Below are 14,556 nucleotides of genomic sequence, written 5' to 3'. Positions count from 1 at the left end.
ACAGTTTAATGGAATGGCCGTACCCGCATGCAAAACTTAGCCTCTCTCCGCGATCTCCATCACTACCCGGCGCCGCGCGGCCAGGCCTTCCGCCGACCGTCGCCGGACCAGTTCCACCAACGCTTGCGGCGCCAACGCCGGATCGCCCGCGTCGAACGGCGGGGCTGGCGCGTATTCGAGTTCGAGCTGGATCGCCTGCGCCTCTTCTACGCCCGCCAGTTCGGCCGCGACGGTCAACCCGAAATCGATGCCCGCCGTCACGCCGCCGCCGGTAATCAGATTGCCATCGCGGACCACACGCGCATGTGTCGGTATCGCGCCGAGCGGTTCAAGCAGCGAGTGAAACGCCCAGTGAGTCGTCGCGCGCCGCCCGCGCAGCAAGCCGGCCGCGCCAAGCAGCAACGCGCCGGTGCAGACCGACGTCACGTAGCGCGCGCTGGCGGCCTGTCGGCAAACGAAGTCGATCGTTTGCTCGTCTTGCAACAGATCGGTCACGCCGCTTCCGCCTGGCACACAGATCACGTCGAGCGGCGGGCAGCTTTCGTAGGTCGTGCTCGGCGTCAGCACGAGCCCGTTACTCGACACCACGGACTCCCGTGTCTTCCAGATCAGATGCATCGTGGCGCCCGGCAACGATGCAAGTACGTCGTGCGGGCCAGTCAGATCGAGTTGCTGTACTTTCGGAAACACCAGAAAACCGATTTGCAGGTTCATATGGATACCTTATTCAGGGAGAAATCGAAACACGTGATCCGCCGCGTCTTCCAGGTGGACGTATTGATTCTATGCGCGTAGGCTTTGGCAAGACTGCCATAAACCCCAGTTTTTCTGCCACGCGCGCGCGCTCTCTCACAGCCCCTATTACACACGACATGTCCAGCGCTCCCCCCTCCATCGTGCTGCTCGCCTTCCCCAACATGCAACTGCTCGACGTCAGCGGTCCGCTGCAGGTATTTGCGTCCGCCAATGAACTCGTCGCGCAGCGTGGGCTCGACGAACTCTACTCACCCCGCGTCGTGGCAGCCGAAGCCGGGCCCGTCACGTCGTCGTCGGGACTCGCGGTGCTCGCCGGTTCGCTACGCTCGGTGAAAGCGCCGGTCGATACGCTGATCGTTCCGGGCGGCTGGGGGATTCGTCAGGCATCGGCCGATCAGCGTCTGATCCGCTGGACGCAGCGCCATGCGCCGGATTGCAGACGCGTCGCCTCGGTCTGCTCGGGTGCGTTCCTGCTCGCCGAGGCGGGACTGCTCGACGGCCGCCGCGTCGCCACGCATTGGGGGCGTTGCGACGAACTCGCGCAGGCGTATCCGCAACTGCGCGTCGAAGCCGATCCAATCTTTATTCGCGACGGGGCTATCTGGACATCGGCGGGCGTCACCGCCGGCATCGACCTCGCGCTGGCCATGCTCGAAGAGGATCACGGGCGCGCATTGGCGCTCGATGTCGCGCGCGAGCTCGTCGTGTTTCTGAAGCGGCCGGGGGGTCAGTCGCAGTTCAGCGCGATGCTGTCGCTGCAACATGCCGACGACCGTTTCGGCGAATTGCATGCATGGATGACGTCGCATCTCGCATCCGACCTGTCGGTACCCGCGCTCGCGCGAAGGCTTCATATGAGCGAGCGCAGCTTCATGCGCCACTACAAGGCGCAAACGGGCCGCACGCCGGCCCGCGCGGTCGAGCAGTTGCGCATCGAAGCGGCACAGCGCTTGCTAAGCGAGACATCCTGGTCGATCAAACGAATCGCGGCGCGGTGTGGATTCGGCCGCGAGGAAACGATGCGATGCAGCTTCGTGCGTCAGCTGCGCGTGGCGCCGCAGGTGTATCGCGAGCGCTTTTCGTCGACGTGACTCGTCGACGTGACATGCGCGGCCGTCCGACATCACTCAGTAGCGACGTTTGACGATCAGCGTCGCGCCCGTATCGTGAGAATGCAGAATCGCGACGCGCGCGGTGCCGGAGAACACCCAGTCGTCGATCGTCAAGGACAAGCGTCGCTGCGGTGACGCGCCAATCGACAACACTGAACTGTTCATCTGAACGATGGACAATTGCGGCGCGGTAGATGGACCCAGTTGCAAAGGATTCGAAGCATTTTGCGCGGCAGGTTTTGCACCCGGTTCGGACACCGGTGCGAACTCCGGTCCGGACGACACCAATGCCTTCGCCGTGCCGAGCTGGACATCGCGCGTCACGTCCACACTATAGTAATTCTCCATTTGCGCGAAGAACGGCTTGCCCTGATCCCCGTGATACTCCATCGCATAGCGCTGCTGCTCGAAGTAGCGCCGAGGCTCGGGAATCGGCGGCACGACTTCGACGGGCGACGCGACGATGTTGGCGACCATCATCGCTTGCGGCACATCGCCAAAGGGGCCGCCCGCAAACGCGTAGCCGCTCATCAAGACGAGTACCGCTCCGACAATCCTCTCGTTTTGGCACGTCATCGCATGCCTCCAGTGAAGGAATTGAAATGTCACATGACATGGCGCTCCCGTCGAACCGAGCGCCTTGCAGCGTCGCTTGCATTCAGACATTGTAGTCAGTCATTGGCGTACTGCTAGGTCAAAGTGTGAGGTATCTCGCGTGTGTGGCGAGCGCATGCGCCTTCGCGACTCAGCGCTGGAGTCGACGTCGAAGTGGACCGATTGAGAATGATTCCTGGAAACGCTCTCCGGCCTCGAAGACCGGCAAAAGCTTCTGGCGCAAGCCTCGTGAGTCGGTCGATCCCGGCAACTCTTGCGAGGTTTCGCAAGCAACTACGCGGCTCGATTGGATACCTGCACCTTCAACCGTTGCGGCGCCAACGGTCGCGCTCGCGTGAGTCAGTCGACTCGTGTCGGCCGGCTATTGAATGCCGGCGCGATGAGCAATACGATCGTTCGAATGCGCTTTCGCCAGGCGCGCGGCCATGCGAGAACGGCATCCGGCATGAAGCGCGCGACGAGCAGCAGCAACGCGAGCAGCGCTGGACACCAGCGCAGATCGGTCGGCACCGGTTCGCGGCGAGCGAAGCGCGCATCGAGCAGCGCATCGCCGAACGACGTCACGTTCAGCAGGCGCCGGTAGTCGAGGCCAGTCTGCCCCGCCACCGACGCAAGGTACTCGCCGCGCAATTCGGACAACTCCTCGTGCGTTTGCGCCTCGACACCGGAGCCTGGCGTTGGCGGCACCTGGATCACGTCGTCGGCCTGCCAGTAGCCGATCCGGTTACCGTTGGCGTCGGTCTTCGGAATGGCCGCGGGCTGGTCGCCGCCGACGCCTATCAGCCAGCCCCTGATTCGCGCGGCATTGATGCCCTCCATCAGCGGGCGCGACGCCGATACCGGCGGCGCCTCCTGACCATCGGTGACGAACGCGATGGCCGCGCCGCCGCCGACCTCCTGCGCGACCCGCACGGCCGAATACACACCGCCCTCGGCAATGCGGCTCCAGTTGGTCCAGCGCATGCGCCCGTCGATGCCCTCGAGCGACACCAGCAGCGCGTCGTAGTTGCCACAGACTTCGACCGGCGCCATCAGCAGCAACACCCGCTGCCCCGTGAACACGCTCCAGCCGACCTTCGAGCCGCACGGCAAGCGCCCGAGCGCGTCGCGCATCGCGGCCTGCGCGAATTTGAGCCGGCTGACCGGAGCGCCGTCGAGCACCACGTCCTCGACGTCCATGCTTTGCGTGATATCGAACGTCACGATGTAGTTGAACGTGTTGCGCGGCAAAGTGACATCCGGCATCGCAACCGCCGCGATCAATGCGACGAGCGCGAGCGGCGTCAACGCGTGACGCCATCTTGCGAAGCCGCGCTCGCGCGAGACGCCGCTCATGGCAAGTCCTGGCTCTGCGGGTCACGCAGCTTGACGTTGTGCTGCTCTTTCACATCCGGCCCGGCGAGCGCGGACGGCGTTTCCGGCGCAAGCCACAGCGCGCGCTCGAGGTTGTAGCGCGCGTCCCAATCGTCGGGCGCCGCGCGCAGCGCGAGACGGTAACGCGCCTTGGCCTCACCGATCATCGCGAGAGACCTGACCGTCTGCGCCGTGTCGCCGCTGCCTTCGCGCAGGTACAGGTTGCCGAGATCGAACAGCGCCGCGCGGCCGACTTCGTCAGGCGGGCCGCCCTCGGGGATCAGACCGTTATAGAGCCGCGCCGCCGCGTCATACGCGCCCGCTTTCGACAGCGTTATCGCGCGGGCCAGTTGAACCTCGCGCGCGTCGTCGCCGGCAGCCTGGTCGCGCGAAGCGGCGTTCGTCGCGAGAATGGCCTGATCGACGCGCTCCGCGTGCTGCAGACGAACGAAGCCATACGCGGCCCACGCGGCGCAACAGATCGCCACGGTGCCGAACAGCGTATGGATCAGCGTGCGCTTCATGCCCAGCTCCTGACCTGCAACTGGTGCAGCAGCACCAGCAGCGCCGAACAGAACAGCGCGAGCGCGAAACAGTACAGACTCAGGTCCTGGCGAGGCAGATGCTCGACGAACGTCGTCGTCGCGTTCTGCTGCCGGTTGATCTCCGCGATCGCCGCCATCATCGCCTTCGGGTCTTCGGCCTGAAACAGCCTATACGGTGTCCTGAGCGTCAGAAAGAAGCGATGCAGCTGCGCTTCGGCCGAGGTTCCGCTGACGGGCTGCGTCGCGTTCAGATCGGGACTGAAGACGCTGCTGCGCAAGTAGATGAAGTACAGGGCGATCCGGTTGCGTCGCAGTCCCGCCTCGATGCGCCGTTGCATCGTTTCGTCGAGCAACGCGCCGCCATCGGAGACGAGCACGATCGCGCGGCGGCCCGACGACAGGCGCCCGTCGAACTGCGCGATCGCCGCGAGCATGCCGCGATCGAGCTCGGTGTCCGGCATGCCACGGCCAATCGCCGTCGCCGCGACAGCGGCCTCGATCACGCGATGGTTGTACGTGAACGGCATCGCCAGCACGGGGTTGGTGCCGAACATCATGAACGCGAGCCGGTCGTTGGGCCGCTGCTCGACGAAGCGCGTCAACGCGGCGCGCGCCACGTGGTTCTTGGAGTCGCCGCGCGGCGCCTCGACGCCCTTGCTGCCCATCGGCTCGTCCATGCTCGCGCTGCGGTCCATCAGGATCAGGATCTGCGCGCCGCTGCCGGTGCGCAGCACCTGCAACTGCGAGCGCCCCGGCCCCGCCAGCCCGACGACGATCGCGGCGATCGCCAGTGCCGCGCCGCCGCGTACGAGCCGGCCGGCCGCGCGCCCGAGATCGTCGGCGGGCAGCCACGCGACGCTCGAAAACACCAGCGTGTCGCTGCGTCGCCGCAGCAGCGGCAGCGCGGCGAGCGGTAGCAGCACCAGCATCCACGGCAGGGCGAAATCGAGGCTCATGGTCATCGCTGATGGCGCCTCTCCGCCCGATACAACGCACGGCACAGCGCGTGCAACGAAAGCTCGCCGGGATTCCCGACGGCCTTCGGCGCCGGTGTGAAAAAGCGCTCGGACGACGCCAGATAGAAACGTTCGAGCTGCGCGCGCAGCGGTTGCAGATAGGGTGCGCGCGCGAGCAACGCGGATAGCGAAGCCGCATGCACGACCTGGCCGGCGGTTTCGTTCAGTGCGCGATGCAGGCAGACCCACGCATCGTTCGATGAAGCAGCGGGCGCCTCCGGCAGCCGTTGCATCTGCCGCCATGCACGCGCGAACGGCAGCCGTGCCGCCTCGCGTCGGTTGCGCGCCCACCACCAGCTCGCCCACGCGAGCAGGGTCACGAGCAGCAGGCCGAGCGCCCACGCGATCTGCCGACGCCAGCCGGCCGTGCCCAGCATGGGTGCCTGACGATCGGGCCGCAGCGGCTGCAAATCCCCTGCGGCGAACGCGGTTTGCGGCGTCAACGGTCCGATGCTCGCCGGCCATTCGGCGACCTGCAATTGCGTGCCCGCTGCCGACGTCAACGTCAACGCGGGCAACGTGATCTGCGTGAGCGTCTGCGGCGCGTTGACGACCTGATACGCGATCACCATCCACTTGCGGCCGTTGGCATCGGTTTCGAGCGTCACGGGCCGACGTTCGAGCCACACGCCCGTGCGTCCGACCGAAGGCGGCGTGACCGCGCCGATGTCCCGATCGTTGGCCTCCAGCAGCACGCGCTGCGTCAGCACATCGCCGAGCACATAGCCGAACGCGCGCGGCTCCTGAACGAGCGCGGTCACCGCGGCGGCGCTGGCCGTCGCGCTCGCGGCGCCGCAGAGCGATGCGATCAGCATATGCAGCGCCGCCCGACGAGCGACGCCACCGCGCACACCGCGCGCGCTCATACCGTCATCTCCAGAAAGTAGCGCGACATCGCTTCCGGATCGAACGCGCCTTCGACATAGAACGGCCGGATGCCGCGCGCGCCGAACCCCGCGGCGAGTTCGTCGCGACGGCGCGCGACGCCTTCGCTCCAGCGCTCGCGCACATCGCGGGAAAGCCACACGCGACGCTCCTCGCCGGACTCCGCATCGTTGACGGCCAGCAGCGACGCGTGGTGCGGCGGCGTGATCTCGGCCGCGTCCCACACGACCATCGGCACCACGCACGCATGCACCAGCATGTCGAGTACCGACGACAGTCGCGCGAGCGGCCAGTGGAAATCGGACACGACGAACACGAGCGCCTGGCGTCCAGCGATACGGATCGCGCAACGCCGCAATCCTTCCACGGCCGCGTGTCCGGCCTGACGTTCTGCCTGACCATTCGCCTGACGATCAGCCGTTTCATCGGCGCGTTCGCGCAGCATGCTCGCGAGCAGCGAGCCGGTGCCCCGCCCCGTGCGCGCCGGCATGAACAGATCGTCGCGTTCGCCGCCATCGAAGGCCAGCATGCCGAGCCGGTCGCCGACCCGGAACGCGCTATGGCCGAGCGCTTCGACGAAATCGGCGGCGACCTCCAGCTTCGTTTTACGGCTGCCGAACCGCATCGACGCCGATACGTCGACGATCACGAACACCGGCACCGCGACGCGCTGCAAATGCACGCGCACGAGCCACTCGTCGCGCGCCGCGCGCAAGCTCGCGCGCAGATCGAGCCGGCGCGGGTCCGGGTAGTCGAACAACCGGCCGTGCATCGCGAACTGCTGACCCGAGCCGAAGCTCGAGCCCGGATGCGAGCCGGGCCGCGCGCCGGCCGCGCGCATCGGCAGACGGTAGTGGAATTCCGCGGTGTCGTTCATCGTGGTGCGCGCGCCGCCGGTCAGCGAGGCACGGCGACGTTCGCGACGATCCGCGCGATCAGCGCCTCGGCCAGCTCCTGGCGGCGTAGCTCGTAGATCGGCGTGAAGAACACGCGATGCCCCAGCGCCGGCAGCAGCACTTCGTGAATGTCCTCCGGAAGCAGATGCGTGCGTCCCGCGAGCCACGCGACCACGCGCGCCGCCCGCAGCAGCGCGCTCATGCCGCGCGGACTTGCGCCCGCGAGAATCAGCTGCTCCATGTCGACGCCGTCGAGCGCGATGCCGAAGCGCGCCGGCGTTTCCGTCGCCTGCCAGATGTCGTGCACGTAGCGCTCGATCGTCTCGCTCGCCTGCACGCCCTGCTGGATCGCCGCGCCGATCCGGTTCAACTGTTCCCACGGCACGGTCGACGGAGTCAGTTGCGCGAGCAGGCCGTCGACGTCATGGAACCTCGTGTCGAAGACGAGGCTGCGCCGCGCCTCCTCGTCGGCCGGCGTCGGCATGTTCAGCTCGAACAGGAAGCGGTCGCGCGCCGCCGACGCGAGCTCGAAGGTCTCTTCCTTCTCGACCTTGTTGCGGTCGGCGTATACGGTCATGTGCGGAAAGCGGTGCTCGCGGTCGAACGCCCACACGGAACGTTCGGCCATCGCGCGCAACAGCAGCGATTGCACCTGCGGACGCGCGCGATTGATCTCGTTGAAGAAGAAGGTGGTCAGCTGCTCGCCGTGGCGCAGCAGCGGGCCCGGTTCGATGCGCGGCTTGCCGTCGGCATCGACGTAGGTGTGATAGACGAGGTCGCCCGGCATCAGATCGATCGTCCCTTCGACGCGCTCGAAATCGCCGCCGACCACGCGCGCGAACGCCCGCAACACGGTCGTCTTGCCGACCCCGACACCGCCTTCGAGCAGCACGTGGCCGCGTGCGAACAACGCGACGTTGATGAGCCTCAGCGTTTGCTGCTGACCGACGACGACTCTCGCGACTTCGTTTTCGATCTGCTGGGCGTGAGAACGCCAATCCTGGAGCTGCTCGCCAGAAACCATCGCTGCGATCCCCTTCCGTGGTGGCTGGCGTTTATTTGCACGACGCTCGAACGTCGACGCGCTTCAAGCGCTCGCCAGCCTTCCGTTCAAGCATGGTTTATGCCGATCGTGCGCAAGGGACCCAAGAGTTAAATCGAATGCGAAAAGTTGGCAGCCTGTCACGACAGCCGGGTACAGACTGTGCCATCGACGCTGCCTGGGACGCGTCGTCCACCAGCAAGCCGACGAGCGCAGTCGCGCAACGCGCGCATGACGCTACCGCTCCGCGCCGACCGGCGGTTTCGCAAACACCCCTGCAAACTGCGCATATTCCTGCTCCAGATGCACCGCCGCATGGTCGAGCAGAAACTGCCGGAACATCATGCTGGTCGGCGAAAGCTGCTTCGTGCGCAGGTGCACGACCTGCCACGTGCGTTCGATCGGCGTGCCGTTCACGTCGAGCAGCGCGATCTCGCCGGTGCGCAACTCCAGCTGCAACGTATGCAGCGAGATCAGACTCACGCCCATGCCCGCCATCACCGCCTGCTTGATCGTTTCGTTGCTGCCGAGCGTGACGGTTTTCGCGGGTGTGAACAGATGCTGCCGGAACATCGCCTCGGCGGCCATGCGCGTACCCGAGCCCGGCTCGCGCAGCAGGAAGGTGTCGCGGTGCAACTCCTGCAGATCGAAGCGGCGCGCGCCGCACAGCGGATGATCGAGCGGCGCGATCACCACCTGAGGATGACTCGCGAGCGGCTCGGCCGTCGTATCGAGTTCGGGCGGCGGGCGGCCCATGATCGCGAGATCGATCGCGTTGTCCTGCAACAGACGCAGCAACGCGTCGCGATTGCCGACCGAGAAGTGCACGTCGACCTTCGGGTATAGATGCGAGTACATCGCCAGCAGTTTCGGCGCGAAGTAGGTCGCCGAACTGACGATGCCCACGTTGATCGAGCCGCTGTCGGCCTGCTTCAGCGACATCATCGCGTCTTCGGTGTCCTTGATTTCGCCGAGAATGCGGCTCGCGTGATGGGTCAGCACCTCGCCCGCTTCGGTCAGCGCGAGCTTGCGCGCGATGCGCTCGAACAGCCGCAGGCCGACCGCCTCTTCGAGCTGATGAATCTGCATCGACACCGCCGGCTGCGTCAGATGCAGCTCCTCGGCCGCGCGCGCGAAACTCGTATAGCGGCTCGCGACGACGAAAATCTGCAACTGCCGTAGGGTCAGCGTGCGAACGAAATTCAGCTTGACCCGGTTCGTCGCGAAACTCGCATTCTGCATTTGATTCAGCGACTCGCTCGCGGCGCATTCGATGACGGTTTCGCCGGCGCCTTGCCCGAAGGCAACTTGTTCAGTGCCGATTGAAAGCTCAACGACTCCGTATGCGCCGGATGCGCAAAGTCGTTGTTGGGGCCCGGCACGTCGGTGCGGATCTGCACGACCTGGCCCGGCACGCCGTCTGCGAGCAGGAACGTGTAGCGCTTGCCCGTGTATTGTGCGAAGCGCTCCGCGTTCGGATCGTTCAGATAAGGCTGCACGACGATGCGCCGCGCGCTGACCGGCTTGCCGCCGACCTCGCTCGGCACGCTGTCGATCTGCGGCCCCGCGGCGAGCGCGAGACGCAGACGCTGCTGGAAATAGCGGCGCTGCCCGCCGGTGAGACCCTGCATCTCCGCGATGTCGTGTTCGAGAAAATAAATGATTGCCGGATTGCACTGCAGGCCGCCGATCGGCAGGTTCACGCTGCCGCTATGGTCGGACACCTGTGCGTCGCCTTTCGCGTTGTTCTCGCTCAGCACCAGCACCTTGACGACATCGGCACTGCGAGACGGTTGCCCGGAATCGATCAGCGCGTAGTCGAGTTCGGTCTGCGCGGCGACGCCGTGCAGATGATCGCTCAGAAAAATCAGCCGCTCGGCCGGCGTGATCTCGTCGCCGCCCGGCGCCGACGCCGGACTCGCCGCACGCGCGGCGGCTGGCGCGAGGCACAGCACACACAGCGTGCCCATCAGCGCGGCGCGTGCCGCGCGCAGCCAGGCGCCGCGCGCGCGCGTCATTGCGACGCGTCGCCAGGCTTGCCCGCCGGCGCGTCGACCGGTTTGAGCATCGGCACCTGGTAGGTCGCGAGGATGCTGTCGATCTTGTCGTGATTCGCGCCAATCCATTGATCCACCTTGTCCTTCCAGTCCTTCTCGCCGTAGCGCACGCCCATCGAAATCGTGTAGTCGAAGCGGATGCCCGGCCCCGGTGGGAACGGCACGAGTCTGACCGAATCACCGGCGCGCTTCGCGAAGTAGCCCGCAATCGGCCCCCATAGGAACACCACGTCCACGTTGCCCGCGTGCAGGTCGTGTTCGATCATCTGGCCCGGGTACACGGCCGGATCGCCGCTTTGCACCTGGTACGACACCGCCTGGTCGATCAGGTTGTGGCCGAGCAGCCAGTCCACCGCGGGGGTTTGCGAAAAGATGCCGAAGCGCAGCTTGTGCAGTTGATCGGGCGGCAGCTTCAGCAGGTCGTCGGGCGTCTTGATGCTCGCGAACTCGGGGCGGTTCGGCAGCACCATTGCGTAGGTCGAGCGCAGATACGGCTGCGTCGTCGACGTCATGTCATAGCCCTTCGGCACGCCGATGATCAGGTCGCAGCGATAGCGCTCGCTGCCGTCCTCCTTCTCGCGCAGTGTGTGGCGCACGAAGCCCATGCGCTGCGGAAAGTACGTGTATTCGAGCTTGTAGCCGAAGTCGCTCGCCATCTGGGCCGCGATGCGGTTCTCGTAGCCCTCGCCCTTGTCGTTCGACAACGGCATGTTGTTCGGGTCCGCGCACACCCTGAGCACGCCGTCCGCGCCGTCGTTGTTCGGCAGCGCGGGGCCGTCCGCCCGGACCGCGGCGCTCGCGAGCGCCGCGCCACACAACGCGGCCGCGATCACGCTGACATGCACGGACATGCTTCTCTTATCACGCATCGTGAGCCTCCGGAAGAATGACGACACGGCGTTATTTGGCGTCGATGGCCTGCAGATCGCCCGGCTTGATCTGTCCATCGGAGCGCCCTTTCAGGTACGCGTAGAGGTTTTCCCAGTTCTTCTGCATCATCTGGCTCGTGCTGAAATCGGGCATGCCCTTGTCCACCCGGCCGCCGAACACCGTGCGATGAAACTCGGTCTTGTCCAGCGTCTTGAACGCGTCGATCAGCGACGGCCCGACCATGCCCTGCTGCTGCGCGCCGTGGCAGCGTTCGCAAGCGAGCGCTCGCCACGTCTTCCAGCCCTGCAGCGTATTACTGTCCACCTTGGTGCCGTCGACCACCTTGTACGCGACCTGCGCAATCGAAGGATTGTTCTGCGCGTATCCGACGGGCAGCGCGACGAGCGCTGCGGGCAACACGGTGAGCAACAGGATAGATCGGCCTTTCATGCACATGTCTCCATCTGGGAATAAGCCGCGCCCCGATGCGTGTCATCGACGCATCCATCAACGGGCGCGATCTGGGGGTGATTCAATGCTTGCGCGAGGCTGACGGGGCGGCCGTGCCTGTTCAAGCCGCCCCGCTCGTTCAGCCTTTCATTTCAGCCGTTCGTTCAGCTCTTTTCGCCAGGAATCGCGAACACGAACAGCGTGCCGCCGAGCGCGGTGTACTTCGCGAGATCTTTGTAGCCGCCGACCGCACCCAGACCTTCGGTCGGCTTCTCCAGACCTGCCGCCATGCCGATGCCGGCCCAGCCGCCGATGCCCGAATACACGCCGACGTACTGCTTGCCCTGATACTCATACGTGAAGACGTTGCCGATGATTCCCGACGGCGTCTTGAAGCGCCACAATTCCTTGCCGTCCTTGATGCGCACCGCCTTCAGGTAGCCTTCCAGCGTGCCGTAGAACGCGATGCCGCCCGCGGTCGCCAGCACACCCGACCACACCGAGAACCTCTCCGGCTTCGAGTAGACGATCTTGCCCTTGCTCGCATCCCACGCGATGAAGTTGCCCATCGAGTTGCCCTCGTTCGGGCCCGGATACATCGACAGCGTGGCGCCGACATACGGCTGTCCCGACACGTAGTCGACATCGAACGGCTCATAGTCCATACAGACGTGGTTGGTCGGCACGAGAAACAGGTGCGAGTTCGGATCGTACGCCGCCGGTTGCTGGTCCTTCGAACCGAGTGCCGCCGGGCAGATGCCCTTCACGTTGTGATCGGACCCGGCCGCCTGCGTCGAGTACGCCGCGTTGCGGATCGGCAGGCCGCTTTTCAGATCGACACGGTCGGCCCAGTTCACCGCCGGGTCGTACTTCTGCGCGACCAGCAGCTCTCCGGTTACGCGATTGAGCGTATAGCCGAAGCCGTTCCGGTCGAAGTGCACGATCGCGGGCACCTGCTTGCCATTGATCGTCAGATCGGACAGGATCATTTCGTTGACGCCGTCATAGTCCCATTCGTCGTGCGGCGTCATCTGGTAGACCCATTTAGCCGTGCCGGTATTCAGGTCGCGCGCGAAGATCGACATCGACCATTTGTTGTCGCCCGGACGTTGCGTCGGGTTCCATGTGCCCGGATTGCCAGTACCGTAGTAGACAAGGTTGAGTTTCGGATCCCACGCATACCAGCCCCACGTGGTGCCGCCGCCAAGCTTCCACTGGTCCCCCTTCCACGACTTCACCGACGAATCCGCGCCCACCGGCACCATCTGGCCATTGGAGTACGTCATCGTCTTTTGCGGGTCGAGCAGCATGTCGTTGTCGGGGCCCGTGCTGTACGCGGTCCAGACCGGTTTGCCGGTCTTGATGTCGTACGCGATCAGACGTCCACGCACGCCGAACTCGCCGCCCGAGATGCCGGTCAGCACCTTGTCGCCGAATACGTGCGGCGCGTTGGTGTTGGTTTCACCGGCTTTCGGATTGCCGTTCTGCGCGCTCCACACCACCTCGCCCGTCTTCGCGTTCAGCGCGACGAGCTTGGTGTCGGCCTGCTGCAGGAAGATCTTGCCGTCGCCATATGCGAGACCGCGATTGACGGTGTCGCAGCACATCACGGAGACGACCTGTTCATCCTGCTTCGGCTGATACTGCCAGAGGAATGTCTGATCCTTCAGGTTGACCGCAATAACCTTGTTCGGAAACGGGGAGTGGATATACATCGTGTCGCCGATCACGAGCGGCGCGCCTTCATGGCCGCGCAGCACGCCGGTCGACATGGTCCATGCGACCTGCAGTTTGCCGACGTTGTTCTCGTTGATCTGCTTGAGCGGGCTGTAGCGGTGATTCGCATAATCGCCCGCCTGGGTCGCCCAGTTGGCTGGGTTTTTCATCAGTCCGTCGAGCTGCGAATCGGCCTGCGCAGCCAGAGAGCCAAAGGCTGCGGATGCGAGGATCGCGAGCCCAAGAACTACAGTGCGTAAGTTCATGTCCCCTCCAGAATTGTCCTGCTGTTCAACTCACGAATGACCCACGCTACCTCATCGCATCGTGCGCGCCTTCTCGAGTGCAGGTAACGATTAACGCGCTATCCCGATTCGATGTCGGGCTTCGCGACGCATGAACGGCCGACGCATATTCCATGCCGGAATAGCGGCAACGTTCGCCGCTATTGGCTGCGCTGGCCCGGCGACTCGGCACGCGCGACGTGTCGCGGCACTCGGGCGTTGCACGCCGATGCTTGCATGGCGGTAAGCTGAAGGGCCCTGCGTCACGCGATGCGGCACATACTGTGTCACTTGCGTGATACGAATCGTGTCCTTTGCGAATCACACGCCGCGGCACGGGCCTGTCACTTGCAACGATGCTTCGTTCGGCGATCGATTCGCGCATTCGAGGAGCAACAGCCATGGCAAACACCGAGCACGTCTATACCGACGAAGAGATCCAGCAGCGCCTCGTCGGTCCGCTGCAGCACTGGTATCTGGAAGATGGCTGGCTGCGGCGCAAATACCGCACCGAGGGCTGGAAGGGAACGCTGATGGTGGTCAACACCGTCGGCCACCTCGCGGAAGCCGCCTGGCACCACCCCGATCTGACGGTCTCGTACGCATTCGTGACCGTGAAGCTGAAGACGCACAGCGCCAAGGGCATCACCGACAAGGACTTCGCGCTCGCGACGAAGATCGAATCGGTGGTCCACTGGCAGCCCGGGCTCGAGGACGGCCCGCTCGAAGGCACGCCCGCCGACGATCAGCGCTTCCGCTATATCAAGTACGACGCGCCCAAACCCGCACAAGGCAGTTGACACGCGTTCCTGTCGCCGGATGAAACAGCGCGTGACACAGTGCGCCTTCGGCGTCACACAGCGTCCATGCGGCGGCGAAACCGCGTGGGGCGAGGCGTGCCCGTTTAGAGGTTCCAATGGGCCGAACCCGCGGCGGCGCCGTTGCGCGTGCCTGGTACG

General features: G+C 65.2%; 15 protein-coding genes. 2 read left to right on the top strand and 13 right to left on the bottom strand.

The window, feature by feature from the left end; genetic code table 11:
- Positions 1 to 36 precede the first annotated feature (36 nt).
- Positions 37 to 714 (bottom strand): DJ-1/PfpI family protein, encoded by a 678-nt coding sequence (locus OKW41_RS07040; protein WP_429571999.1) that lies wholly within the window; start codon positions 712 to 714, stop codon positions 37 to 39.
- 158 nt (positions 715 to 872) lie between these two features.
- On the opposite strand from OKW41_RS07040, the gene OKW41_RS07035 reads away from it, so the two are divergent.
- The gene (locus OKW41_RS07035) at positions 873 to 1,847 is read left to right on the top strand and encodes a GlxA family transcriptional regulator (RefSeq protein WP_429571998.1); all 975 of its coding nucleotides are present in this window, start codon (positions 873 to 875) and stop codon (positions 1,845 to 1,847) included.
- A gap of 36 nt (positions 1,848 to 1,883) precedes the next feature.
- Here the strand turns inward: OKW41_RS07035 and OKW41_RS07030 are convergent, their stop codons facing one another.
- From OKW41_RS07030 to OKW41_RS06975, 12 genes are all read right to left on the bottom strand, one after another.
- The gene (locus OKW41_RS07030) at positions 1,884 to 2,444 is read right to left on the bottom strand and encodes a hypothetical protein (protein ID WP_429445750.1); all 561 of its coding nucleotides are present in this window, start codon (positions 2,442 to 2,444) and stop codon (positions 1,884 to 1,886) included.
- A 378-nt stretch (positions 2,445 to 2,822) separates the two neighbouring features.
- Complete coding sequence (locus OKW41_RS07025; RefSeq protein WP_429445749.1) at positions 2,823 to 3,818, bottom strand: MxaL protein; 996 nt, start codon at positions 3,816 to 3,818, stop codon at positions 2,823 to 2,825.
- Positions 3,815 to 4,360: a tetratricopeptide repeat protein gene (locus tag OKW41_RS07020; RefSeq protein WP_429571997.1), complete on the bottom strand. Its 546-nt coding sequence runs from the start codon at positions 4,358 to 4,360 to the stop codon at positions 3,815 to 3,817. The genes OKW41_RS07025 and OKW41_RS07020 overlap by 4 nt, the downstream gene beginning before the upstream one ends.
- Positions 4,357 to 5,343: a vWA domain-containing protein gene (locus tag OKW41_RS07015; protein ID WP_429571996.1), complete on the bottom strand. Its 987-nt coding sequence runs from the start codon at positions 5,341 to 5,343 to the stop codon at positions 4,357 to 4,359. The genes OKW41_RS07020 and OKW41_RS07015 overlap by 4 nt, the downstream gene beginning before the upstream one ends.
- The gene (locus OKW41_RS07010) at positions 5,340 to 6,263 is read right to left on the bottom strand and encodes a calcium incorporation protein MxaA (RefSeq protein WP_429571995.1); all 924 of its coding nucleotides are present in this window, start codon (positions 6,261 to 6,263) and stop codon (positions 5,340 to 5,342) included. The genes OKW41_RS07015 and OKW41_RS07010 overlap by 4 nt, the downstream gene beginning before the upstream one ends.
- Positions 6,260 to 7,159, bottom strand: coding sequence for a DUF58 domain-containing protein (locus OKW41_RS07005; protein ID WP_429571994.1), 900 nt, complete (start codon positions 7,157 to 7,159; stop codon positions 6,260 to 6,262). Before OKW41_RS07005 ends, OKW41_RS07010 begins: the two co-directional genes overlap by 4 nt.
- 20 nt (positions 7,160 to 7,179) lie before the next feature.
- Positions 7,180 to 8,202 (bottom strand): AAA family ATPase, encoded by a 1,023-nt coding sequence (locus tag OKW41_RS07000; RefSeq protein WP_429571993.1) that lies wholly within the window; start codon positions 8,200 to 8,202, stop codon positions 7,180 to 7,182.
- 255 nt (positions 8,203 to 8,457) lie between these two features.
- Positions 8,458 to 9,462, bottom strand: coding sequence for a LysR family transcriptional regulator (locus OKW41_RS06995; protein WP_429571992.1), 1,005 nt, complete (start codon positions 9,460 to 9,462; stop codon positions 8,458 to 8,460).
- A gap of 5 nt (positions 9,463 to 9,467) precedes the next feature.
- On the bottom strand, positions 9,468 to 10,238 hold the full coding sequence (locus tag OKW41_RS06990; protein WP_429445740.1) for a hypothetical protein: 771 nt from the start codon (positions 10,236 to 10,238) through the stop codon (positions 9,468 to 9,470).
- Positions 10,235 to 11,146, bottom strand: a complete 912-nt coding sequence (locus OKW41_RS06985; protein WP_429445738.1) for a substrate-binding domain-containing protein — start codon at positions 11,144 to 11,146, stop codon at positions 10,235 to 10,237. Before OKW41_RS06985 ends, OKW41_RS06990 begins: the two co-directional genes overlap by 4 nt.
- A gap of 31 nt (positions 11,147 to 11,177) precedes the next feature.
- Positions 11,178 to 11,597, bottom strand: a complete 420-nt coding sequence (locus OKW41_RS06980; RefSeq protein WP_429445736.1) for a c-type cytochrome — start codon at positions 11,595 to 11,597, stop codon at positions 11,178 to 11,180.
- A gap of 164 nt (positions 11,598 to 11,761) precedes the next feature.
- Positions 11,762 to 13,579, bottom strand: coding sequence for a methanol/ethanol family PQQ-dependent dehydrogenase (locus tag OKW41_RS06975; RefSeq protein ID WP_429571991.1), 1,818 nt, complete (start codon positions 13,577 to 13,579; stop codon positions 11,762 to 11,764).
- 419 nt (positions 13,580 to 13,998) lie between these two features.
- Between OKW41_RS06975 and OKW41_RS06970 the strand changes: the two genes are divergently transcribed.
- Entirely contained in the window at positions 13,999 to 14,397 is a 399-nt protein-coding gene (locus OKW41_RS06970; protein ID WP_090809095.1) for a 4a-hydroxytetrahydrobiopterin dehydratase, read from the top strand.
- Positions 14,398 to 14,556: the final 159 nt, after the last annotated feature.

It is taken from the genome of Paraburkholderia sp. UCT70 (assembly GCF_050434085.1).
In the GTDB taxonomy this organism is placed as follows: Bacteria; Pseudomonadota; Gammaproteobacteria; order Burkholderiales; family Burkholderiaceae; genus Paraburkholderia; species Paraburkholderia tuberum.
Note: the sequence above shows the minus strand (reverse complement) of the source record. Positions and strands in the feature narration are given on the sequence as shown.